Origin of the sequence: Enterobacter sp. JBIWA005 (genome assembly GCF_019968805.1) — a bacterium.
GTDB lineage: Bacteria > Pseudomonadota > Gammaproteobacteria > Enterobacterales > Enterobacteriaceae > Enterobacter > Enterobacter vonholyi.
In genome coordinates this window covers 3,373,359-3,395,129 of record NZ_CP074159.1, presented here as the reverse complement: position 1 = coordinate 3,395,129, position 21,771 = coordinate 3,373,359, and the positions used below count along the sequence as shown (strand labels likewise).

Genomic DNA, 21,771 nt, shown 5'->3' with positions numbered 1-21,771 from the left:
CTTCAACTCCTCCTCAACCCCCGCATGTCGGGGGTTTTTTCTCATTGATGGTGCGATATGGACTCAATCGAACAACAACTCACTGAACTGCGAACCACGCTTCGCCATCATGAATACCTCTATCATGTTATGGACGCGCCGGAAGTGCCGGATGCGGAGTATGACCGCCTTATGCGCGAGCTGCGCGAACTAGAGGCGCAGCATCCTGAACTCATCACGCCGGATTCCCCCACCCAGCGTGTCGGCGCTGAGCCGCTGGGCGCTTTCAGCCAGGTGCGTCATGAAGTGCCGATGCTGTCGCTGGATAACGTCTTCGATGAAGAGAGCTTCCTCGCGTTTAACAAGCGCGTGCAGGATCGCCTGAAAAGCAGCGACTCTCTCACCTGGTGCTGCGAGCTCAAGCTGGATGGCCTGGCGGTCAGTCTTCTCTATGAAAACGGCGTGCTGGTGCGTGCCGCGACGCGTGGCGACGGCACGACGGGCGAAGACATCACCACCAACGTGCGTACCATCCGCGCGATCCCTCTGAGGCTGCAGGGTGACAACATTCCTGCTCGTCTGGAAGTGCGCGGCGAAGTGTTCCTGCCGCAGGCGGGCTTCGAGAAAATTAACGAAGAGGCTCGTCGCACCGGCGGGAAAGTGTTTGCTAACCCGCGTAATGCGGCGGCGGGCTCGCTGCGCCAGCTTGACCCACGTATTACCGCGAAGCGACCGCTTACTTTCTTCTGCTACGGTGTGGGTATTCTGGAGGGCGGCGAGTTGCCGGATACGCACCTCGGACGCCTGCTGCAGTTTAAAGCGTGGGGCCTGCCGGTAAGCAATCGCGTCCAGCTCTGCGACTCGCCGGAAGCGGTACTGGCGTTCTACCACAAGGTGGAAGAGGACCGTCCGACGCTCGGTTTTGATATTGATGGCGTCGTCATCAAGGTGAATTCACTGGCGCTGCAGGAGCAGCTGGGCTTTGTGGCGCGCGCGCCGCGCTGGGCGGTGGCGTTTAAGTTCCCTGCCCAGGAGCAGATGACCTTCGTTCGCGACGTGGAGTTCCAGGTCGGTCGAACGGGGGCTATTACACCGGTCGCCCGTCTGGAGCCGGTGCAGGTGGCGGGCGTGCTGGTGAGTAACGCCACGCTGCACAACGCCGATGAAATCGAACGCCTGGGCCTGCGCATTGGTGACAAAGTGGTGATTCGCCGCGCAGGGGACGTGATCCCGCAGGTGGTTAACGTTGTGGAGTCAGAACGTCCTGATGATACGCGCGAGGTTGTCTTCCCAACCCATTGCCCGGTGTGTGGTTCGGACGTTGAGCGTGTGGAAGGTGAAGCGGTGGCTCGCTGTACGGGTGGCTTAATCTGTGGCGCGCAGCGTAAAGAGTCACTGAAGCACTTCGTTTCCCGTCGCGCAATGGACGTTGACGGAATGGGCGATAAGATTATCGATCAGCTGGTTGAGAAAGAGTATGTCCACACGCCAGCGGATCTCTTCAGGTTGACCGCTGGTAAACTGACCGGTCTGGACCGCATGGGACCAAAGTCTGCCCAGAATGTGGTTAACGCGCTGGAAGCCGCAAAAGAGACGACTTTCGCGCGTTTCCTCTACGCGCTGGGCATTCGTGAAGTGGGTGAAGCAACCGCAGCAGGTCTGGCAGCATACTTTGGTACGCTGGAGGCGCTGGAAAAGGCGAGCATCGAGGAGCTGCAGAAAGTCCCGGACGTAGGTATTGTCGTCGCCACGCACGTCTTTAACTTCTTCGCCGAAGAGAGCAACCGTAACGTCATCGGCGAACTGCTGGAAGAGGGCATTAAATGGCCCGCGCCGGTGGTGGTTAATGCTGAAGAGATCGACAGCCCGTTCGCCGGTAAAACGGTGGTGCTGACCGGCAGCCTGAGCCAGCTTTCACGCGACGATGCCAAAGCACGTCTGGTGGCGCTGGGGGCAAAAGTTGCGGGCAGCGTGTCGAAGAAAACCGACCTGGTGATCGCCGGTGAAGCGGCGGGTTCGAAGCTGGCGAAAGCCCAGGAGCTCGGCATTGCGGTTATCGACGAAGCGGAAATGATGCGTCTGTTAGGAGAGTAACGTGGAGAAAGAGCAGCTCGTTGAGATCGCCAATACCGAGATGCCGTTTGGTAAATACAAGGGCCGCAGGCTGATTGATTTGCCGGAGGAGTATCTGCTGTGGTTTGCCCGTAAGGATGAATTTCCGGCAGGGCGACTGGGCGAGCTGATGGCTATCACGTTACTGATCAAAACCGAGGGGCTGACCCAGCTGGTGCAGCCCCTGAAACGTCCTTAAGCCTTGGCGGCGCGGGTCTCTTCCTGCGCCAGCTTTTCGGTCTGGCGCTTGTAGCGACGCGCCAGCACCGCGCAGACCATCAGCTGGATCTGGTGGAAAATCATCAGCGGCAGCACCATCATCCCAATCACCGAGGTCGGGAACAGAATGTTGGCCATCGGGATGCCGTTCGCCAGGCTCTTCTTCGAACCGCAGAACACAATCGTGATTTCATCCGCTTTGTTGAAGCCGCACTTGCGTGCCACAAAGACGTTTACCGCAATCACAATCGCCAGCAGGACGATGCTGACCACCACGATAAACAGCAGCGAGCCTGCCCCCACCTTGTGCCAGATCCCGTTCACGACCGCTTCGCTAAAGGCGGAGTAAACCACCAGCAGAATCGAGGTCTGGTCGGTTTTTGAAATCCATTTTTTATGCTTCGCCACAAACGCGCCGGTCCACGGTCGGGAGAGATGGCCCAGGACAAACGGCAGCAGCAGCTGCAGACAGATTTTGCCCACCTGCTCAAGGTTACCTTCCGCACCGTGCATGTTCATCAGCAGGCCTACCAGCAGCGGGGAGACGAAAATCCCCAGCAGGCTGGATGCCGATGCCGAGCAGACCGCGGCCGCCACGTTCCCTCCCGCGAGAGAGGTAAAGGCAATGGCGGACTGCACCGTGGCCGGAAGAATACAGAGATACAGGAAACCGGTGTAAAGCGCCGGGTCGACGTTAACCGGCGCCCACCAGGCAAACAGCACCCCGAGGATCGGGAACAGAATGAACGTGCTGCACATCACCCACAGGTGTAGTCGCCAGTGGCTACCGCCCGCGATAATGGCTTCGCGGGAGAGCTTTGCGCCGTGCATAAAGAACAGTAGCGCGATGGCGGCCGTCGTCAGCCCTTCAAAAAACGGGACGAAACCGCCGCGAGCGGGGAAGAAAGAGGCCAGTAAAACGGTAACTACCAGGGTGAGCGTAAACGGATCAACAATACGAAATAGTTTCATAATGACTCCTGAAAACAGATGTCGCTATTGTGCTTTTTTCCATTTGAGAAATAAAATTGATTTATTGCATCCATTCATGAATTAAAAAGATGAATTATTCACTACGTCAGCTTCGTGTTTTTGTCACCGTGGCGCAGGCTCGTAGCTTTAGCCGGGCAGGAGAGATGATTGGCCTGAGCCAGTCGGCGGTTAGCCACAGCGTGAAAGAACTGGAAAATCAGACTGGCGTCCGGTTACTTGACCGAACCACGCGCGAAGTGGTGCTGACCGAAGCGGGGCAGCAGCTCGCTCTGCGCCTTGAACGGTTGCTGGATGAGCTCAACAGCACGCTCAGAGACGTGGGGAGGCTGGGCCAGCAGCTTTCGGGTACCGTGCGGGTCGCGGCCAGCCAGACGATATCCGCACACCTTATACCTCAGTGTATTGCCGAGGGAAGCCATCGCTACCCGGACATTGATTTTGTGCTGCATGACAGGCCGCAACAGTGGGTGCTGGAGAGCATCCGCCAGGGGGATGTCGATTTTGGTATTGTTATCGATCCCGGTCAGGCAAGCGATCTGGCGTGCGAAAGCGTACTCTCTGAGCCTTTTTTGCTGCTCTGCCGTGACGACGATCCGCTGGCCTCGTTGCCGGAGGTCAGCTGGCAGTCCCTGCAGGGCGCGAATTTGGTATTACAGGATTATGCCTCGGGCAGCCGTCCGTTGATTGATTCCGCGCTGATGAATCAGGGCGTAAAGGCAACAATCGTGCAGGAGATTGGTCACCCGGCAACGCTGTTTCCCATGGTGGAAGCCGGCATTGGCATCAGCGTATTGCCCGCCCTGGCGCTCCCCCTGCCGCAGGGAAGCAGACTGGCCGTCAGGCGATTAACGCCCGTTGTCGAGCGAAAGCTGATGCTGGTGCGGCGAAAAAATCGTTCACTCTCGGGGGCGGCGCAGGCTATCTGGGAAGTGGTGCGTATCCAGGCACAACGATTAACCGAAGCCCGCATACGCGACCCACTGTTTAACGCATCAGAAGATCAGATGTAGATATCAATCTGATTATTGTCTGACGGGCTATTCACGCCTTCCACTTTGCCCAGTTTTTGTTCCTGCTTCTTCTGGGCCTCTTCGGCCTGCTGGCGCTGCAGCGCCGCGAGCTGAGCCTGCAGCACTTTGAGCTGGGTCTGAATAAGTTCCTGCTGCTTTTTCTTCTCGTCGGTGCTGATGGGGCTGTTCGACAGCTCTTTTAACTGCTGGGTCAGTTTTTTGATCTTGTCGAGAATGCGGGTGATTTGCGCAGAGATATCGTTACTGCTCGAAGTTCCACTCGCGCCGCTGGTTTGAATCTGTTGGGTTGAAGCCTGAATGGTCGTCATACTTTTTCCTCGCGTTATAAAACAGAGGTATCGGCACCAATGGGATTAGCTTGAGCAAAACTGCCATATCTGGCAGGGAGTTGCATCGATACACAATCAGTATTGATTGCGACGTTGAAGGCAGGGAAGTAGACAAACTGCGGATAGCAAAAAGGCGCCTTTAGGGCGCCTTTTTACATTGGTGGGTCGTGCAGGATTCGAACCTGCGACCAATTGATTAAAAGTCAACTGCTCTACCAACTGAGCTAACGACCCGAAATGGTGGGCGATGACGGGCTCGAACCGCCGACCCCCTCCGTGTAAAGGAGATGCTCTACCAACTGAGCTAATCGCCCATTTCGGAACTGCTGCGATAAGGTGAGAATGGTGGGCGATGACGGGCTCGAACCGCCGACCCCCTCCGTGTAAAGGAGATGCTCTACCAACTGAGCTAATCGCCCAATCTCAATTCTTATCTACACTGCGGGTCTACCGAAGTAGATGGTGGGTGATGACGGGCTCGAACCGCCGACCCCCTCCGTGTAAAGGAGATGCTCTACCAACTGAGCTAATCACCCCCGCTGTGTGGAGTCGCATTATAGGGAGAGTTGAAAATGAGTCAACGCATTTTCTAAAGTTTTTATTCGTTCGTCGTAAAATTAAGCAAAACGATCGCGAAACGGGCTGTGGCGCATGATTTCTAAACAAAAATCGCAAACTCGGTCATGATAAAGGGATCAACATTGAGGAATCCCCCCACAGTGATAGAATATTGCCCATCGTTTTTTCCCCAGGATTTGCCGATTGCCGGCATCTTTATAACGTAAGGCCATTTCATGAAAATCAAAACTCGCTTCGCGCCGAGCCCGACAGGCTATCTGCACGTCGGTGGTGCACGTACCGCTCTCTATTCCTGGCTTTTCGCACGCCACAACAAAGGTGAGTTCGTGCTGCGTATTGAAGACACCGATCTTGAGCGCTCCACGCCGGAAGCAATTGAAGCCATTATGGATGGGATGAACTGGCTGAATCTGGAATGGGACGAAGGCCCTTATTTTCAGACCAAACGCTTTGACCGCTATAACGCGGTCATTGACGAAATGCTGGTCGCGGGCACGGCGTATAAGTGCTATTGCTCCAAAGAGCGTCTGGATGCGCTGCGCGAAGAGCAGATGGCGAATGGTGAAAAGCCGCGTTATGACGGCCGCTGCCGCCATGACCACAGCGAGCACGCTGCTGATGAGCCTTGCGTTGTGCGTTTTGCTAACCCGCAAGAGGGATCTGTGATCTTTGACGACCAGATCCGTGGCCCGATCGAATTCAGCAACCAGGAGCTGGACGATCTGATCATCCGCCGCACCGATGGTTCCCCAACTTACAACTTCTGCGTGGTGGTTGACGACTGGGATATGGAAATTACTCACGTTGTCCGTGGTGAAGACCACATCAACAACACGCCACGTCAGATCAACATCCTGAAGGCGCTGAACGCCCCTGTGCCTGTTTATGCGCACGTCTCCATGATCAACGGCGACGACGGGAAAAAGCTGTCTAAACGTCACGGCGCGGTCAGCGTCATGCAGTATCGCGACGACGGTTATCTGCCAGAAGCGCTGCTGAACTATCTGGTGCGTCTGGGCTGGGCTCACGGTGACCAGGAGATCTTCAGCCGTGAAGAGATGATCGAACTGTTCTCTCTGAGCTCTGTCAGCAAATCAGCGAGCGCGTTTAATACCGACAAGCTCCAGTGGCTGAACCATCACTACATCAATACCATGCCGCCAGAATATGTGGCGACGTACCTGCAGTGGCACATTGAGCAGGCAAATATTGATACCCGCACTGGCCCTGAGCTGGCGGATCTGGTGAAACTGCTCGGCGAGCGCTGCAAAACTCTGAAAGAGATTGCTGAAAGCTGCCGCTACTTCTATGAAGAGTTTGCTGAGTTCGACGCGGACGCCGCGAAGAAACATCTCCGTCCGGTTGCGCGTCAGCCGCTGGAAGTGGTGCGTGACAAGCTGGCTGCGCTCACCGAATGGACCGCTGAGAATGTGCATCACGCCATTCAGGCGACGGCAGACGAGCTGGAAATCGGCATGGGTAAAGTCGGTATGCCACTGCGCGTTGCGGTGACCGGTGCGGGTCAGTCTCCGGCGCTGGACGTAACGGTTCATGCCATCGGCAAATCACGCAGCGTGGCGCGCATTAACAAGGCGCTGGACTTTATCGCTGAACGAGAAAATCAGCAGTAATAGCGTCTCAGATAAAACAAACGGCAGGGGAACCTGCCGTTTTTTTATGCTTCTTCTTCTGCAATACCCAGACGCTTAAGAAATCCGTGTATGCCTTCGCGCTTCAATAACGCATCCAGACGCTTCTGCTCCGGCTTAGTCATACTCTCCAGCGTCTCAATAATGCCCGGATACAGGTTTGAAGAGGGGGTATTGTAGGAAGACGTGGCCTCCGCGAGATGGTAAACCTCGTGAGGGGTGCGAATTGCCGGAAGGCTCATAATATGTTCCTTCACGCGCGCATCGACATGAATGAGTCGCGCGCGACCGCCTTTCACGCCGTTGAGCCCTTCGGTTTTCCATCCCTGCTGGCGTATCCAACGATTAACCGTTTGCCTGGCAACGCCCAAACTCTTCGCGAGCTCTTCCGTGGTCATTTTGCTCCGTAATCTTTTCATATCAATCCCGATCGCGAATCCCTAAACGTTGCAACAATCCGGTGATCCCTTCCCGCAGTAATAGCGATGTCATCTGCTTCTGCTCTTCCGGCGTCATTTCATTGGCTAGCGTCAGGAGCAGGGTGTGAAGTGAACTATCATGACTGACGCCTTCTGGCAGTTCGGATGTTTCGCTTGCCCGACGTGCACTGCGGATAAATTCACGGACTTTTTCGTTCACATGTACCAGACGCGCTTTCCCGCCCTGGACGCCTGGCTTTGGTGACGTAATCCAACCCTCTTTGCGTACCCATTTATTGATGGTCTGTCGGCTATAGCCAGTGAGGAGGGCTAACTCTTCTGGCGTCATTCGTTCCTTGATCATGCAATTTCCTGAATATCTTTGGGGTTAATTAGCGGCTCATTTTATAGCACCGTTTAACGTGAAAACGTGACAGGCTTAACTCCTGACTGCGAGCAGGCTCGCAAAGTGATTCATTTGCATGATTTTTCGGCGATTGAATAGCTGGAATTGATTTTGCCGTTGACACTCCGCAGCGGAATTCATATTATGCCGCCCGTCAACATGACAGCTTTACGATGGGGCTATAGCTCAGCTGGGAGAGCGCTTGCATGGCATGCAAGAGGTCAGCGGTTCGATCCCGCTTAGCTCCACCAAACTCTGAACCCAACAGAGTGCGGTCAGTAAAGTCATATGTGGGGCTATAGCTCAGCTGGGAGAGCGCTTGCATGGCATGCAAGAGGTCAGCGGTTCGATCCCGCTTAGCTCCACCAAAATTGTAAACCCCCGTCGAATGACGGGGGTTTTTTTTATCTGTTTGTAACGCCCTTTACCGCATTTTGTTATCAAAAAGAAGGTATTTCTGTACCTCACCTCAATCGTAATCAATAAACCGGTCTATAAATAGACTTGAACTTGATTCGCGCAATTAATAAACCTATTATCCATCCGGTCAATGATTCTCCTGGAAAATAACGTCCCTGATTAATGAATAAAAAAACGTATTATAATGTAAAGATATTTATGATTGCCCTGGCACTTTGCCTGATTGCGGTACCTGTCTCCCGTTATCTTTCTCCACGCGCAATTGTTAATGGTCACGACGTTTATTTAGCATGGTTGCCACTCAGCGTTATGCTGGCGGTAATTCTGATATTTGGGCGCAGAGCAATTCTTCCCATTCTGTTAGGTTTTACTGTCACTAATTTATTCTATATTAATTTAGCGCCGCTACAATATCCAGTTTTACTGTTCTGTCAGACCTTTGCGTTATTCGCGGGGTGCGGCCTGCTACGCCTTATGCTGGGCAAGCGCTGGCGCTACAGTATCCCTAACAAACACATCGGGCTTCGTATATTCTGGCTCGGTTTTGTCGTGCCATTAGGTATTAAGCTGTCGATGTATATGGCAGGCTATTTCTTTGATTTTCCGGTGACAATTTCGACCTATTTCGGCGAAGGCACGGTAATTTATAACGTTGTGGATATTCAAAGCCTGATATGCGCGGCGCTGATTTTTACCATGATGTTCTATTACCCGCTAAGAATGATAATTAATCCTCGTTATGCCGTCACCTTCTGGCGGCGAAGCGTGAAGCCCGTGTTTTATCACAAGAATCCATTATATATTTTTGTCTGGTTAGCGCTTTTAAGCTTCATTCTTGTCATTTTATGTGGTCCTTTTGAGTCACCGGTCATTGCGGGCTATTTGATGCCGCTGATATTTATTCTTTTTACCTTAGCGATAAGCCGCCTGACCTATGCGTTGATTTCTCTGCTGTGGGCCACCTCAGCGCTCCTGCTGCTGACATACAACTATAATTTCCTTAACGGGGTGGAATCGGGACATTCGCTCTCCTTTATCCTCTCCGTGCTGATCTCTTTCGCCATCTGTTTGCTTTACATGTCTCGCATTTACCAGCGCAGCGAGTGGCTGAAGCGGGGCTGGCAGGACAGGGCGCTGACCGATCCTCTTACCGGTCTGCCTAATATTCGTGCGCTGGAGGATTACCTTGAAATTCATCCGGATGCCAAAGTGTGCATTTTGCGCATGGATAATCTGGAGTTTTTGAGCCGCCACTACGGGATTATCATGCGGGTCCATTGCAAACGAACGATCGCCACGTCGCTCCAGCCGCTCCTGCAAAAAGATGAGATGCTCTTCCAGCTGCCCGGAAGCGAGCTGGTGCTGGTATTGCTTGGGCCAGAAATTGCTGAACGACTCCAGCATATGGTCGATCGGCTCAACAGCAATAAGATTTTCTGGAACAGCACCGGGCTGGATATTGAGTTTGGTGCGTCATGGGGAATGGTCGAAGACGGCGAGAAACTGCATCACACGCTGGGGCAGCTAAGCTGGCTGGCAGAACAGGCCTGCGGAGAGCAAAACGTTCTCGCGCTGACGAATAGCCTTGAGGTGGCATCAGGGCAAACGACAGAGCGTGTCCTGATGCTGGCCCGGATTAAGCATGCGCTTGAGGCGGGGCAGTTCCATTTATATGCGCAGCCGATCCAGAAGGCGGACGGGAGCGGGTACTATGAAATCCTGACGCGAATGGAAAGTGAGGGGGAGATTATTACTCCTGACCGCTTTATTCCGCTGATTGCGCAGTTCAACCTCAGCCATCGGTTTGATATGTGCGTCATGGAAAAATTACTGGTATGGCTGCGAGATAACCCTGCAACGCACGCTGGCACCCGTTTTTCCATCAACCTGATGCCGCTGACGCTGATGCAAAAAGAGGTGGCGACCGAGATTTGCGCGCTGTTTGAACGGTACGGCGTTGCGCCTCAGGCCGTCGTGATTGAGATTACTGAAGAGCAGGCTTTCTCAAATTCAGGCACGAGTATCAATAATATTCAGCAATTGCGGGAGTATGGTTTCCGGATCGCCATCGATGATTTTGGTACTGGCTACGCTAACTATGAGCGTCTCAGACGCCTGCAGGCGGACATCATTAAAATCGACGGCTGCTTTGTGAAAGACATTTGTACAGACGACATGGATGCAATGATTGTGCAGTCGATGTGTAATCTGGCAAAGACAAAATCGCTCTGCGTCGTCGCGGAATATGTGGAAACACCGGCGCAGCGGGAGATGCTGCTCCGCTTCGGTGTGGATTACCTGCAGGGCTACCTGATAGGCAAACCCAAACCGCTGGAAGAATTACGGACATAAAAAAACCGGGAGCCAGGCTCCCGGTTTTTGTTTCACGATAAACGTTACAGGACCAGTGCCGCAATGGACGCTGACAGGACGCTCACCAGCGTAGAGCCATAAACCAGCTTCAGGCCGAAGCGAGATACCACGTTACCCTGCTCTTCGTTCAGGCCTTTAATCGCACCCGCGATAATCCCGATGGACGAGAAGTTCGCGAAGGAGACCAGGAACACGGAGAGAATGCCTTCCGCACGCGGAGAAAGCGTACTGGCAATTTTCTGCAGATCCATCATTGCAACGAATTCGTTAGAAACCAGCTTGGTTGCCATGATACTGCCCACCTGCAGCGCTTCGTGAGCCGGAACACCCATCACCCATGCAACCGGATAGAAGATGTAGCCCAGAATCCCCTGGAAGGAGATACCCAGCACCGCAGCGAACAGGGCATTCAGCGCAGAAATCAGCGCAATGAAGCCGATCAGCATGGCGGCAACGATAATCGCGACTTTGAAACCGGCCAGAATATACTCACCCAGCATTTCGAAGAAGCTCTGGCCTTCGTGCAGGTTTGACATCTGAATGTTCTCTTCGCTTGCGTCAACGCGGTACGGGTTGATCAGCGACAGAACGATAAAGGTGCTGAACATGTTCAGAACCAGCGCAGCAACCACGTATTTTGGTTCCAGCATGGTCATATACGCGCCCACGATAGACATGGAAACGGTAGACATTGCGGTTGCCGCCATGGTGTACATGCGGTTGCGGGACATCTTGCCGAGAATATCTTTATACGCGATGAAGTTCTCAGACTGACCGAGGATCAGGGAACTAACGGCGTTGAAGGATTCCAGCTTGCCCATACCGTTCACTTTGGATAACAGGAAGCCAATTCCACGAATCACGAACGGCAGAACACGGATGTGCTGCAGAATACCGATCAGCGCGGAGATGAAGACGATAGGGCAGAGAACCTTCAGGAAGAAGAACGCCAGACCTTCGTCGTTCATTTTACCGAAGACAAAGTTGGTCCCTTCGTTGGCGAATCCGAGCAGTTTTTCGAACATTTCGGAGAAGCCTTTCACGAAGCCGAGGCCTACGTTGGAGTTCAGGAAGAACCACGCAAGTAAAACTTCAATGACCAGCAGTTGAACAACATAACGGATACGAATTTTTTTGCGGTCTGTGCTGACCAGCAATGCAAGTGCAGTAACGACAACAAGTGCCAGGACAAAATGAAGGACGCGGTCCATATTTGCTCCAAATATGAGGCAGGTTTAATTTTCGTGCATATTCTATGTAACAAGAGAAAAGAAAACGAGATCGAGGACACACTATAGTTACATCCTGTGACGAGTCTCAAAAATAGTGATCCACAATACATTTTTGTTATGTTAGGTAAATGAGTGAAAAGTTAAGTTTGTGTGCTAGTCTTCACAAAAGCATGCGCGATTTCAGTTTCGGTTAGATCGCCCCACCTACCCGCCCGTCTATCGTTCAAAGCTATCAGAGAAATCACTGCAAACTTCATAAATGATCTTGATAATCATTCTCATTTTGATAGCATTAAACATAGCAAAGGCTATATTTCAGAGGCAGACATGACAAACAGTCGCGTAGAGGGTAGCAGTGGCAGAGCCGCGCGCAAGTTGCGGTTCGCATTAATGGGACCTGCGTTCATCGCTGCCATTGGCTATATCGATCCAGGAAACTTTGCGACCAATATTCAGGCCGGGGCCAGCTTCGGCTATAAGCTGCTGTGGGTGGTCGTCTGGGCTAACCTGATGGCGATGCTGATTCAGATGCTCTCCGCAAAGCTGGGGATTGCGACGGGTAAAAACCTGGCGGAGCAAATTCGCGACCATTACCCGCGTCCCGCAGTCTGGCTCTACTGGGTTCAGGCTGAAATCATCGCCATGGCCACTGACCTCGCTGAGTTTATCGGTGCAGCGATCGGCTTTAAGCTGATTCTGGGCGTGTCGCTGTTGCAAGGGGCGGTGCTGACCGGGATTGCCACTTTCCTCATCCTTATGCTGCAGCGTCGGGGCCAAAAGCCGCTGGAAAAGGTCATTGGTGGTCTGCTGCTGTTTGTGGCGGCGGCCTACATTGTCGAGCTGATTTTCTCACAGCCGAATCTGGCACAGCTCGGTAAAGGGATGGCGATCCCAAGCCTGCCAACCTCGGAAGCGGTGTTCCTGGCCGCCGGGGTGCTAGGGGCGACCATCATGCCGCACGTGATTTATTTGCACTCCTCGCTGACGCAGCATCTCCACGGTGGGACGCGTAAAGAACGTTACTCCGCCACCAAGTGGGACGTCGCGATCGCTATGACTATCGCGGGGTTTGTAAACCTGGCGATGATGGCGACTGCAGCCGCGGCTTTCCACTTTAACGGTCATACCGGTATTGCCGATCTCGACCAGGCGTATCTCACGCTGGAGCCGTTGCTGAGCCATGCTGCCGCCACGATATTTGGTCTCAGCCTGGTAGCTGCCGGCCTCTCTTCTACGGTGGTGGGCACGCTGGCAGGCCAGGTTGTGATGCAGGGGTTTGTCCGCTTCCACATTCCGCTGTGGGTTCGTCGCTCCGTCACCATGCTGCCGTCATTTGTGGTGATTCTGATGGGTCTCGACCCAACGCGAATTCTGGTCATGAGCCAGGTTCTGCTGAGTTTTGGTATCGCGCTGGCGCTGGTGCCGCTGCTGATCTTTACCAGCAACAAAACTCTGATGGGCGAGCTGGTTAACTCAACGCTGGTAAAACGAACAGGATGGGCCATCGTGGTGGTGGTCGTTGCGCTGAACCTGTGGTTGTTGGTGGGAACCGCACTGGGTCTTTAACAAAAAAAGGAGCCTCCATGGCTCCTTTTTTTGTTAGTGGTGATGGCCGTGACCATGACCTTTCCCGCGACCCCAGCCGCCGCGACGGTCGTCACGATCGTTCCAGCCTTCACGGTAGCCGCGCTCATACGCGTTGTCTTTATACCAGCCGCGGTGTCTGCCGTTATCATGTTTCCACCAGCGATCGCCGCGCCATTCATAATGACGGTGCCAGTAGTCACGGTCGCGCCAGTAGCCGCCGTCCCAGTATCTGCCGTAGTCGTCACGATCGCCAATTTGTAATTTTACTGATGGCAACAGGGTGATTTCGCCCGCAGTGGCGATCAGCGGCGCCGAAGCCAGTAATACCGCTGCAAGAATCAGTGACCTGAACATACTCTTTCTCCTTCACGATCGGGGCCTTTGGTGGGCCTGTTAACGCAATTTTACGAGTTGGTAAAGCTTCGTATCATCGCCTCAACTCCGAATTCCTGGGGGGAGAGCACTTTTTGCTAAAAACGGTTTTATATTGAACTGCTCAGGATCGCGTCTATACGGGCCAACTCATCCACAGAGAAATGGCGGTTTGCCAGCATCCCCACGGCGTCATCAATTTGAGCCGCTTTACTCGCCCCAATCAGCACTGAGGTCACATTCTCATGACGTAATACCCAGGCCTGCGCCATCTGGGACAGCTTCTGGCCGCGCTCTTCCGCCATGGCGTTCAGCTTTCTAATCTTCTCCAGCTTCTCTTCGGTGAGCTGGTCGGGGTTAAGGAACTGACTGCCGCTTGCCGCGCGTGAGTCTGCGGGAATGCCGTTCAGATAGCGGTTGGTCAGTTGCCCACCGGCCAGCGGCGAGAAGGGAATACAGCCGACTCCTTTTTCCTGCAGCACGTCCAGCAATCCCTCTTCCGGCGCACGCTCAAACAGGGAATATTTCGGCTGGTGGATCAGGCAGGGCGTACCGAGATCGTCAAGGATATCAATCGCCTTGCGGGCCAGTTCAGCGGGGTAGTTGGATAATCCAACATACAGAGCCTTCCCCTGACGCACCGCATGGTCAAGCGCTTTCATGGTTTCCAGCAGCGGCGTCTGCGGGTCAGGACGGTGATGATAGAAGATATCCACATACTCCAGCCCCATCCTCTTCAGGCTTTGATCGAGGCTTGCCAGCAGGTATTTGCGTGACCCCCAGTCGCCGTAAGGACCCTCCCACATGGTATAGCCCGCTTTGGTTGAGATGATTAGCTCGTCGCGCCAGGGCAGGAAGTCCTCCTGTAAAATACGGCCGAAATTACGTTCGGCCGATCCCGGTGGCGGGCCATAGTTGTTGGCAAGGTCGAAATGCGTAATGCCCAGATCGAACGCACGCTGTAAAAGTTGACGGCTGTTTTCGATAAGGGTGGTATCACCGAAGTTATGCCACAGCCCGAGCGAGATGGCGGGCAACCTGAGCCCACTTTGCCCACAGCGGCGATACTCCATTGTCCCGTAACGATTTTTGTCCGGCTGATAACCCATTTTCGTAACCTCTGGCGCTGAAGTGTAAAATCAGTGTATGCGTTTACATTTTTAGGAAATAAAGCAGCATAGCGCAGCCTTTTTTGTAAAGCATTCTTTCCATGCCCTTCTTATCGCCAATTCTGGACAGCCATCACGCTTATTTAATACTCAAGGTGAGGTCAACATTAGAAGGATACCTGTTCATGCGTACCCCATACTGCGTCGCCGATTACCTGCTGGACCGTCTTACAGATTGTGGAGCCGATCATCTGTTTGGCGTGCCGGGCGACTATAACCTGCAGTTTCTCGACCACGTGATAGACAGCCCCGATATCTGCTGGGTGGGCTGTGCCAACGAGTTAAACGCCTCTTATGCCGCGGACGGATATGCCCGATGTAAGGGCTTCGCCGCGCTGCTGACGACATTTGGCGTAGGAGAGTTAAGCGCCATGAACGGCATTGCGGGCAGCTATGCCGAACATGTTCCGGTACTGCATATTGTGGGAGCGCCGGGGATGGCATCACAGCAAAGAGGTGAGCTGCTGCACCACACGCTGGGCGACGGTGAGTTTCGTCATTTTTATCATATGAGCGAGCCGATTACTGCTGCACAGGCGATCCTGACCGAACAAAACGCCTGCTATGAAATCGACCGGGTGTTAACCACTATGCTCCGGGAGCGCCGCCCCGGCTATCTGATGCTGCCTGCCGACGTGGCAAAAAAGGCCGCCACGCCTCCTGTAAGCGCTCTCACGCTCCGCCATGCGCATGCCGATAGCGCCTGCCTGAAAGCGTTCCGGGAAGCCGCTGAGAACAAGCTTGCCAGAAGCAAGCGTACTGCGCTGCTGGCCGATTTCCTTGTCCTGCGCCATGGCCTGAAGCATGCGCTACAGAAATGGGTCAAAGACGTGCCGATGGCACACGCCACCATGCTGATGGGTAAAGGAATATTTGACGAACGTCACGCTGGTTTTTACGGCACCTACAGCGGTTCGGCGAGCGCCGGCGCGGTAAAAGAGGCGATTGAAGGGGCGGATACCGTGCTGTGCATCGGGACGCGATTTACCGATACCCTTACCGCCGGCTTCACGCATCAGCTCACCCCGGCACAAACGATAGAAGTTCAGCCTCATGCTTCACGCGTTGGTGATATCTGGTTTACCGGCATCCCCATGCTTCAGGCAATCGAAACGCTGGTGGAGCTGTGTAAACAGCACGTGCACGGTACGCCGGTACCGTCCTCTCAAAGCTCGATGGCCTACCCGCAGCCGGATGGCTCGCTGACGCAGGCGAATTTCTGGCAAACGTTGCAAACGTTTATTCGTCCGGGAGACATCATTCTTGCGGATCAGGGCACATCGGCCTTCGGTGCGATCGACCTTCGTCTGCCGGCGGACGTGAATTTTATCGTCCAGCCGCTGTGGGGATCGATCGGTTACACGCTGGCGGCGGCATTTGGCGCACAGACGGCCTGCCCGAACCGGCGCGTGATTGTTCTGACGGGGGATGGCGCGGCGCAGCTCACCATCCAGGAGCTCGGCTCGATGCTGCGGGATAAACAACACCCTATCATTCTGGTTCTTAACAACGAAGGATATACGGTGGAAAGAGCGATCCATGGGCCTGAGCAGCGGTATAACGACATTGCGCTATGGAACTGGACGCAAATCCCGCAGGCTCTGAGCCTTGATCCTCAGGCCCAGTGCTGGCGGGTCAGTGAAGCGGAGCAGCTGGCGGACGTCCTTGAAAAAGTAGCGCACCACGAGCGGCTCTCGCTGATTGAGGTGATGCTGCCGAAAGCGGATATCCCGCCGCTGCTAGGGGCGATTACCAAAGCGCTGGAGGCGCGCAATAGCGCCTGATTATTTGTCGTTTCGCCAGGCCATCATCATCGGTTTGCCCGCCAGCAGGAGCCAGGCGGGCAACATCACGATACAAAGCAGAGGGAAAAGCGTCGAATCCGGTACGACTACCGCCGCCATAAACAGGCTTAGCCAGGCGTCGCGCGTGACCACCAGAACCAGCCCCAGAATAGAACAAGAGACGGTAATCGCCGCAGGGACCGCATCGACATGCTCGTGCAGCATCAGCCCCAGCGCGACGCCGACAAAGACCGCCGGGAAGATGCGTCCACCGCGGAAACCGCAGGCGGCCGCCACCACCAGCGCTGCCAGCTTGATTACGGCAAACAGCAGATAGTCGGAGACGCTAAATACCTGGCTGAAGGCCAGCTGCTGCATCTCGTCCAGACCTTTGAACAGCGTCACCGGCCCACCGATTGCCCCTAAGATACCGAGGATCAAACCGCCGGATCCCAGAATCAACACCGGGTGTTTGAGTCTGTGCATTAGCCGGTGCAGACGTGGAAGACACCATACCGCCACCATGCCCAGCGCAATGGCGATGGCGACGACGATGGCGCCGCTGAAAATATCAGCGATTTGCATCTGGCCGTAGTGGGGCAGGGAGAGTGAAAAATGGGGATGGAAAAACAGGCTGGTGGTCAACGCCCCGGCTGCTGCGGCCATCAGCGGCGCAAACAGCTTATCCCACAGCGGGACGTCGTTATTGCTACTGAGCGTCTGCGAAAAGATCAGTGCTGCCGCAACGGGGGTGCCGAAAAGCGCCCCGATGGTGCCTGCGGAGGCGAGAATGGTCCAGTCCAGCGCGCCGACGCGAGGCAAAATGCGTGAACCGAGAAAAACCGCCAGGCCAATATTCACGGCCATAATCGGGTGCTCAGGACCCAGACTGACGCCGCCGGCAAGGCCCAGAATCAACGCAATGATTAGCCCTGGCAACGCCGAGGGCGCAACCGGGGCACCAATCAACGGTTCCTGTGCCGGATCGGGGCCGGCATGGCCGGGACTGAAACGGATCACCAGACCCACCGCTATACCGGTTAACGTCAGCATTCCAACGATCCAGGCAGGAGAATCAGCGGGGACGCCCAGTCCTGCAGGAAGCGCGTTCCATAATAGTGTTTGCAGCACCGACGCGACTTTCATCACGACAATGAGCACCAGACTTGAAACCACGCCAATGATGAGCGCCGGAATGGCCAGCAATAGCATGGTTCTGGCTCGCGGGTGGAGCATGATGATTTCCTTGTACAAAACGGTATTACTTTACTTTGCACATTAAGCCTTATGGCAATAGTGCAAAAGGTGCTGAAACGGTAAAGTTATTCTGTGACGAAGATCGATAATCCACGGGCATTCACCTTCCGGTCGTTGTTGTTATCACGCCTTGAATTTACAGTGTCCCAAAGATTTATTTTGACTTTAGCGGAGCAGTTGAAGAATGACAAAGTATGCGTTGGTAGGTGATGTGGGCGGCACGAACGCGCGCCTCGCATTATGCGATGTAAGTAGTGGTGAAATTTCCCGGGCGAAAACCTATTCCGGGCTGGATTATCCAAGCCTTGAGGCCGTTGTCCGCGTCTATCTGGAAGAACATCAGGTGAGCGTTGAAGATGGCTGCATCGCAATTGCCTGCCCGATAACCGGCGACTGGGTCGCCATGACCAACCATACCTGGGCATTCTCCATCGCCGAAATGAGAAAAAACCTCGGCTTTGCGCATCTTGAAATCATCAATGACTTCACCGCGGTGTCCATGGCGATCCCGATGCTGAAGCCGGAGCATCTGATCCAGTTTGGCGGCGCTGAACCGGTCGAGGGTAAGCCGATTGCGGTCTACGGGGCCGGTACCGGCCTGGGCGTTTCACATCTGGTGCATGTCGCTCAGCGCTGGGTGAGCCTGCCGGGTGAAGGTGGTCACGTGGACTTTGCGCCTAACAGCGAAGAAGAGGGCATTATCCTCGAAGAATTGCGCGCTGAGATCGGCCACGTCTCCGCCGAGCGTGTCCTTTCAGGTCCGGGACTGGTGAACCTGTACCGGGCGATTGTGAAATCAGACGGTCGTCTGCCGGAAAATCTGCAGCCAAAAGACGTTACCGAACGCGCGCTGGCGGACAGCTGCATTGACTGCCGTCGTGCCCTGTCGCTGTTCTGCGTGATTATGGGACGCTTCGGCGGCAACCTGGCGCTGACGCTGGGCACCTTCGGGGGCGTTTATATCGCGGGCGGCATTGTGCCGCGCTTCCTGGAGTTCTTCAAAGCCTCCGGCTTCCGCGGCGGGTTCGAGGATAAAGGGCGCTTCAGAAGCTACGTGCAGGACATTCCGGTTTATCTGATCGTGCATGATAACCCAGGCCTGCTGGGGTCGGGTGCCCACCTGCGTCAGGTTCTCGGTCAGATTCTCTGATGCTTGGCCCTCTCCCGCGGGAGAGGGCTTTTTCGTTACAGGTGCATGAGCTGGCGGAACTCTTTCACCTTGCTGCGGCTCACCGGCACCTGAAAATCCAGATCCTTCAGGCGCAAGATATAGGTGTTGTTAAACCACGGTTCGATCTCGCGGATCTTGTTTAAATTCACGCAGAACGAGCGGTGGCAGCGGAAAAAGTGGGCAGCCGGCAGCTTGCTGCAAAACTCGGTGATGTTCATCGCCATCACGTAAGATTCCCGCCGCGTATAGACAAAGGTCATCTTTTCATGGGCTTCGGCATAGTAGATATCATTGACCGGCGTCACGATGATGCGCTCATCTTTGACCAGATTGATGGTGTCGTTGTCCCTTACCGTTGGGCTGGCGTTAGCAGGGGCTGTCTGCTGCTGCCATGCGGCCTCCAGCTTTTGCAGCATGCTGACAATCCGCGATTCCTGGTAAGGCTTAAGGATATAGTCAAACGCCTCCAGCTCGAAGGCCTCTACGGCGTGCTCTTTCCAGGCTGTAACGAAAACAATAAACGGCTTATGGGCAAACTGATTGATGTTTTGCGCCAGCAATACGCCATCCAGCGACGGAATATTGATATCCAGAAAAATGGCGTCGACCCGGTTATGCTGCAAAAACTTCAACACGTCCAGGCCGTCATCAAACGTACCCACAATGTCCATCTGGCTGTGGGTGTTGATAAGCCAGGTTAGCTCCTGTTGAGCCAGAATTTCATCTTCGACAATAATAACTTTCATGGGTTACTCCACCTGGGGCAACAGTGATGTTGTCGAATGGACCGGAGAGCGCTCATTCGGGACGTAAAAAGCAATTTCGGTGCCCGGTTCAAGACGCTGAATGTGCAGTCCATCGCCGTAAAGCAGCTTGACCCGGTGGTGCACGTTCAGCAGGCCGATTTTATTTCCGGGCATCTCGTTAGACTCGACGCGCTCAATGACTTTAGGATCAATTCCGTGGCCGGTATCGCGCACGGCAATCCTCACCCGGTTTCCGCTTTCGGTGATGCTGATAGTGACCACCCCTTTGCCTTTACAGGGTTGAATGCCGTGAACAATCGCGTTTTCGACCAGCGGCTGGATAAGCAGGCTCGGGATCACGCAGTTGACCTCTTCATCAATATCGTAAATGACCGTGAGCTTGTCGCCAAAGCGCGCCTGCTCAATCGCGATGTAGTCTTTTATCTGATACAGCTCTTTTTTGATGTCGATCTGCTCGTCATCTTTCAGCTCGATGTTGTAGCGCAGATAGCGCGACAGATTAAAAATCAGCTGGCGCGCGGTGTCCGGATTAAGACGAATGGACGAGGAGATCGCGTTCAGCGCGTTAAACAGGAAATGGGGATTGATTTTGCTCTGCAGCGCGCGAAGCTCTGCCTTATTTGCCATCTCACGCAGCTGTTCTGCCCGCGAAACCTCCAGCTGAGTCGAGATAATCTGCGACAGGCCGATGGCCATCTCCTGCAGCGTGGAGGTGATCTGATGCGCGTGGCAGTAATAAATTTTCAGCGTACCCGTCACGACGCCTTTCTCCCACAGCGGGATCACCAGCATGGAGTGGATTTCCGGCGTTCGGTGGGCTTCATCATTGTTTTTGATAATGATTTTACCGTAGTTAATCGCCTGTCTGGTGGTCGGGCTAATGGTGTCATCGTTGTCGCGATAGTTGTGTTCCCCCACGCCGACGTAGGCCAGCACGTGGTCAATATTGGTGATGGCGACAGCGTCAGCATGAATGTCGTGGCGAATGATCTCGCAGACCTGACGCAATGATTCCGCGTTAACGTGACGGAAGAGCGGTAGCGTTTTGTTGGCGATATCCAGCGCCAGCTTGGCCTGACGTGCGGCGCTTGCTTCTTTTTCGCCTTCAACGCTTTGCACCAGCAGCACGATAAAGCCGATGCACACGCTGCCCAGAATCATCGGAATACCGATTTTCGAGACGATATCCAGCCCCAGCGCGGTGGTGGGGGCCCAGATAACGACCAGGATCATGGTCAGCGTTTCGCACACCATGCCCGCCACGATCCCGGCGCGCCAGCGCTGTTTTTTCGGGATTTTGCGGCTGATCCAGCCGGATAGCACCCCGGCGATAATGCTGGTGATAAAGCAGGGCACCGCCGTCACGCCGCCGATATCAATCAGATAGCGATGGGTTCCGGCAATCACGCCGGTGATGACGCCCACCCACGGGCCAAACAAAATTCCGCCGGACATCACGGCGATAATACGCACGTTAACCAGCGAACCCTCTACCGGCACGCCTGACCAGGTGCTGAACAGGGCGAACAGGGAAAAGATAGCGGTAACGGCCAGCAGCTCTTTTGGCGAGTGTGCGGATTTGTGCAACAGCTCGCGAAACAGGCGAATGCGAATGAGGAAGAACAGGCAAATCAGCATTAATGCCGCACGGTCAAAAACCGCCAGCAGCATAGTAAATATTTCGTGCACGAGTAGACCTGGGAAAACGGGAAAGAGCCATGATAAAAAACCTGACGCGTATTGACCAGCTATCCGACAGGTTTATCAAATGAGGAAAAACCATAATTTCTAAAGGGGATTGTCTGTCGGTAACGGACACGTCCTGATTTTTTATAGCCTGCGTATCGTCAGGTAACTGTTTTGATATCATCCGGTTAAATAACGGCTATCAAAAAGCCAACCCTGAAACAGGGGCTTCCGCTT

The 21,771-nt window shown here is 54.3% G+C and carries 18 protein-coding genes and 6 tRNA genes; 10 read left to right on the top strand and 14 right to left on the bottom strand.

Going from position 1 to position 21,771, the window contains the following annotated elements; genetic code table 11:
- Window positions 1-57: 57 nt before the first annotated feature.
- Window positions 58-2,073: an NAD-dependent DNA ligase LigA gene (ligA, locus tag KGP22_RS16055; RefSeq protein ID WP_149366414.1), complete on the top strand. Its 2,016-nt coding sequence runs from the start codon at window positions 58-60 to the stop codon at window positions 2,071-2,073.
- 1 nt (window position 2,074) lies between these two features.
- Window positions 2,075-2,290 (top strand): DUF3820 family protein, encoded by a 216-nt coding sequence (locus tag KGP22_RS16050; protein ID WP_003861328.1) that lies wholly within the window; start codon window positions 2,075-2,077, stop codon window positions 2,288-2,290.
- Here the strand turns inward: KGP22_RS16050 and KGP22_RS16045 are convergent.
- On the bottom strand, window positions 2,287-3,282 hold the full coding sequence (locus tag KGP22_RS16045) for a bile acid:sodium symporter family protein (protein WP_111965206.1): 996 nt from the start codon (window positions 3,280-3,282) through the stop codon (window positions 2,287-2,289). The two genes, KGP22_RS16050 and KGP22_RS16045, sit on opposite strands and share 4 nt — an antisense overlap.
- Before the next feature lie 89 nt (window positions 3,283-3,371).
- Between KGP22_RS16045 and KGP22_RS16040 the strand changes: the two genes are divergently transcribed.
- Entirely contained in the window at window positions 3,372-4,313 is a 942-nt protein-coding gene (locus tag KGP22_RS16040) for a LysR family transcriptional regulator (RefSeq protein ID WP_111965207.1), read from the top strand.
- Here the strand turns inward: KGP22_RS16040 and KGP22_RS16035 are convergent.
- The 5 genes from KGP22_RS16035 to KGP22_RS16015 all read right to left on the bottom strand — a co-directional run bounded on the left by KGP22_RS16035 (window position 4,304) and on the right by KGP22_RS16015 (window position 5,199).
- A complete protein-coding gene (locus KGP22_RS16035) occupies window positions 4,304-4,642 on the bottom strand; it encodes a FlxA-like family protein (RefSeq protein ID WP_111965208.1) in 339 nt (112 codons plus the stop codon). The two genes, KGP22_RS16040 and KGP22_RS16035, sit on opposite strands and share 10 nt — an antisense overlap.
- Before the next feature lie 179 nt (window positions 4,643-4,821).
- Window positions 4,822-4,897, bottom strand: a tRNA-Lys gene (locus tag KGP22_RS16030).
- Window positions 4,898-4,901: 4 nt separating this feature from the next.
- Window positions 4,902-4,977, bottom strand: a tRNA-Val gene (locus tag KGP22_RS16025).
- A gap of 29 nt (window positions 4,978-5,006) precedes the next feature.
- Window positions 5,007-5,082, bottom strand: a tRNA-Val gene (locus tag KGP22_RS16020).
- Between the two features lie 41 nt (window positions 5,083-5,123).
- A tRNA-Val gene (locus tag KGP22_RS16015) sits at window positions 5,124-5,199 on the bottom strand.
- A 258-nt stretch (window positions 5,200-5,457) separates the two neighbouring features.
- On the opposite strand from KGP22_RS16015, the gene gltX reads away from it, so the two are divergent.
- Complete coding sequence (gene gltX, locus KGP22_RS16010; RefSeq protein WP_115875948.1) at window positions 5,458-6,873, top strand: glutamate--tRNA ligase; 1,416 nt, start codon at window positions 5,458-5,460, stop codon at window positions 6,871-6,873.
- A 44-nt stretch (window positions 6,874-6,917) separates the two neighbouring features.
- On the opposite strand, the gene KGP22_RS16005 is transcribed toward gltX, so the two are convergent.
- Complete coding sequence (locus tag KGP22_RS16005; RefSeq protein WP_223580131.1) at window positions 6,918-7,310, bottom strand: YfeC-like transcriptional regulator; 393 nt, start codon at window positions 7,308-7,310, stop codon at window positions 6,918-6,920.
- 1 nt (window position 7,311) lies between these two features.
- Window positions 7,312-7,674: a YfeC-like transcriptional regulator gene (locus KGP22_RS16000; protein WP_115875947.1), complete on the bottom strand. Its 363-nt coding sequence runs from the start codon at window positions 7,672-7,674 to the stop codon at window positions 7,312-7,314.
- Window positions 7,675-7,891: 217 nt separating this feature from the next.
- On the opposite strand from KGP22_RS16000, the gene KGP22_RS15995 reads away from it, so the two are divergent.
- The 3 genes from KGP22_RS15995 to KGP22_RS15985 all read left to right on the top strand — a co-directional run bounded on the left by KGP22_RS15995 (window position 7,892) and on the right by KGP22_RS15985 (window position 10,488).
- Window positions 7,892-7,967, top strand: a tRNA-Ala gene (locus KGP22_RS15995).
- A gap of 41 nt (window positions 7,968-8,008) precedes the next feature.
- Window positions 8,009-8,084 (top strand) — tRNA-Ala (locus KGP22_RS15990).
- A gap of 214 nt (window positions 8,085-8,298) precedes the next feature.
- Window positions 8,299-10,488, top strand: a complete 2,190-nt coding sequence (locus KGP22_RS15985; protein ID WP_223580130.1) for an EAL domain-containing protein — start codon at window positions 8,299-8,301, stop codon at window positions 10,486-10,488.
- A 44-nt stretch (window positions 10,489-10,532) separates the two neighbouring features.
- On the opposite strand, the gene KGP22_RS15980 is transcribed toward KGP22_RS15985, so the two are convergent.
- Window positions 10,533-11,720 (bottom strand): NupC/NupG family nucleoside CNT transporter, encoded by a 1,188-nt coding sequence (locus KGP22_RS15980; RefSeq protein ID WP_008501591.1) that lies wholly within the window; start codon window positions 11,718-11,720, stop codon window positions 10,533-10,535.
- A gap of 348 nt (window positions 11,721-12,068) precedes the next feature.
- Here KGP22_RS15980 and KGP22_RS15975 point away from each other — a divergent pair, with 348 nt between their 5' ends.
- Window positions 12,069-13,307: an Nramp family divalent metal transporter gene (locus KGP22_RS15975; protein WP_008501590.1), complete on the top strand. Its 1,239-nt coding sequence runs from the start codon at window positions 12,069-12,071 to the stop codon at window positions 13,305-13,307.
- A gap of 33 nt (window positions 13,308-13,340) precedes the next feature.
- On the opposite strand, the gene KGP22_RS15970 is transcribed toward KGP22_RS15975, so the two are convergent.
- Both KGP22_RS15970 and mgrA read right to left on the bottom strand, forming a co-directional pair.
- On the bottom strand, window positions 13,341-13,682 hold the full coding sequence (locus tag KGP22_RS15970; protein ID WP_111965213.1) for a DUF2502 domain-containing protein: 342 nt from the start codon (window positions 13,680-13,682) through the stop codon (window positions 13,341-13,343).
- A gap of 128 nt (window positions 13,683-13,810) precedes the next feature.
- Entirely contained in the window at window positions 13,811-14,809 is a 999-nt protein-coding gene (gene mgrA / locus KGP22_RS15965; protein ID WP_223580129.1) for an L-glyceraldehyde 3-phosphate reductase, read from the bottom strand.
- A gap of 185 nt (window positions 14,810-14,994) precedes the next feature.
- Between mgrA and ipdC the strand changes: the two genes are divergently transcribed.
- Window positions 14,995-16,653: an indolepyruvate decarboxylase gene (ipdC, locus tag KGP22_RS15960; RefSeq protein WP_223580128.1), complete on the top strand. Its 1,659-nt coding sequence runs from the start codon at window positions 14,995-14,997 to the stop codon at window positions 16,651-16,653.
- Here ipdC and KGP22_RS15955 read toward each other — a convergent pair whose 3' ends face one another.
- On the bottom strand, window positions 16,654-17,889 hold the full coding sequence (locus KGP22_RS15955; RefSeq protein WP_223580127.1) for an ion channel protein: 1,236 nt from the start codon (window positions 17,887-17,889) through the stop codon (window positions 16,654-16,656).
- A 205-nt stretch (window positions 17,890-18,094) separates the two neighbouring features.
- On the opposite strand from KGP22_RS15955, the gene glk reads away from it, so the two are divergent.
- Complete coding sequence (gene glk / locus KGP22_RS15950) at window positions 18,095-19,060, top strand: glucokinase (RefSeq protein ID WP_115875942.1); 966 nt, start codon at window positions 18,095-18,097, stop codon at window positions 19,058-19,060.
- Between the two features lie 35 nt (window positions 19,061-19,095).
- On the opposite strand, the gene KGP22_RS15945 is transcribed toward glk, so the two are convergent.
- Both KGP22_RS15945 and KGP22_RS15940 read right to left on the bottom strand, forming a co-directional pair.
- Entirely contained in the window at window positions 19,096-19,827 is a 732-nt protein-coding gene (locus KGP22_RS15945) for a LytTR family DNA-binding domain-containing protein (RefSeq protein WP_223580125.1), read from the bottom strand.
- Window positions 19,828-19,830: 3 nt separating this feature from the next.
- Entirely contained in the window at window positions 19,831-21,537 is a 1,707-nt protein-coding gene (locus tag KGP22_RS15940; RefSeq protein ID WP_115875940.1) for a sensor histidine kinase, read from the bottom strand.
- Between the last annotated feature and the right edge of the window lie 234 nt (window positions 21,538-21,771).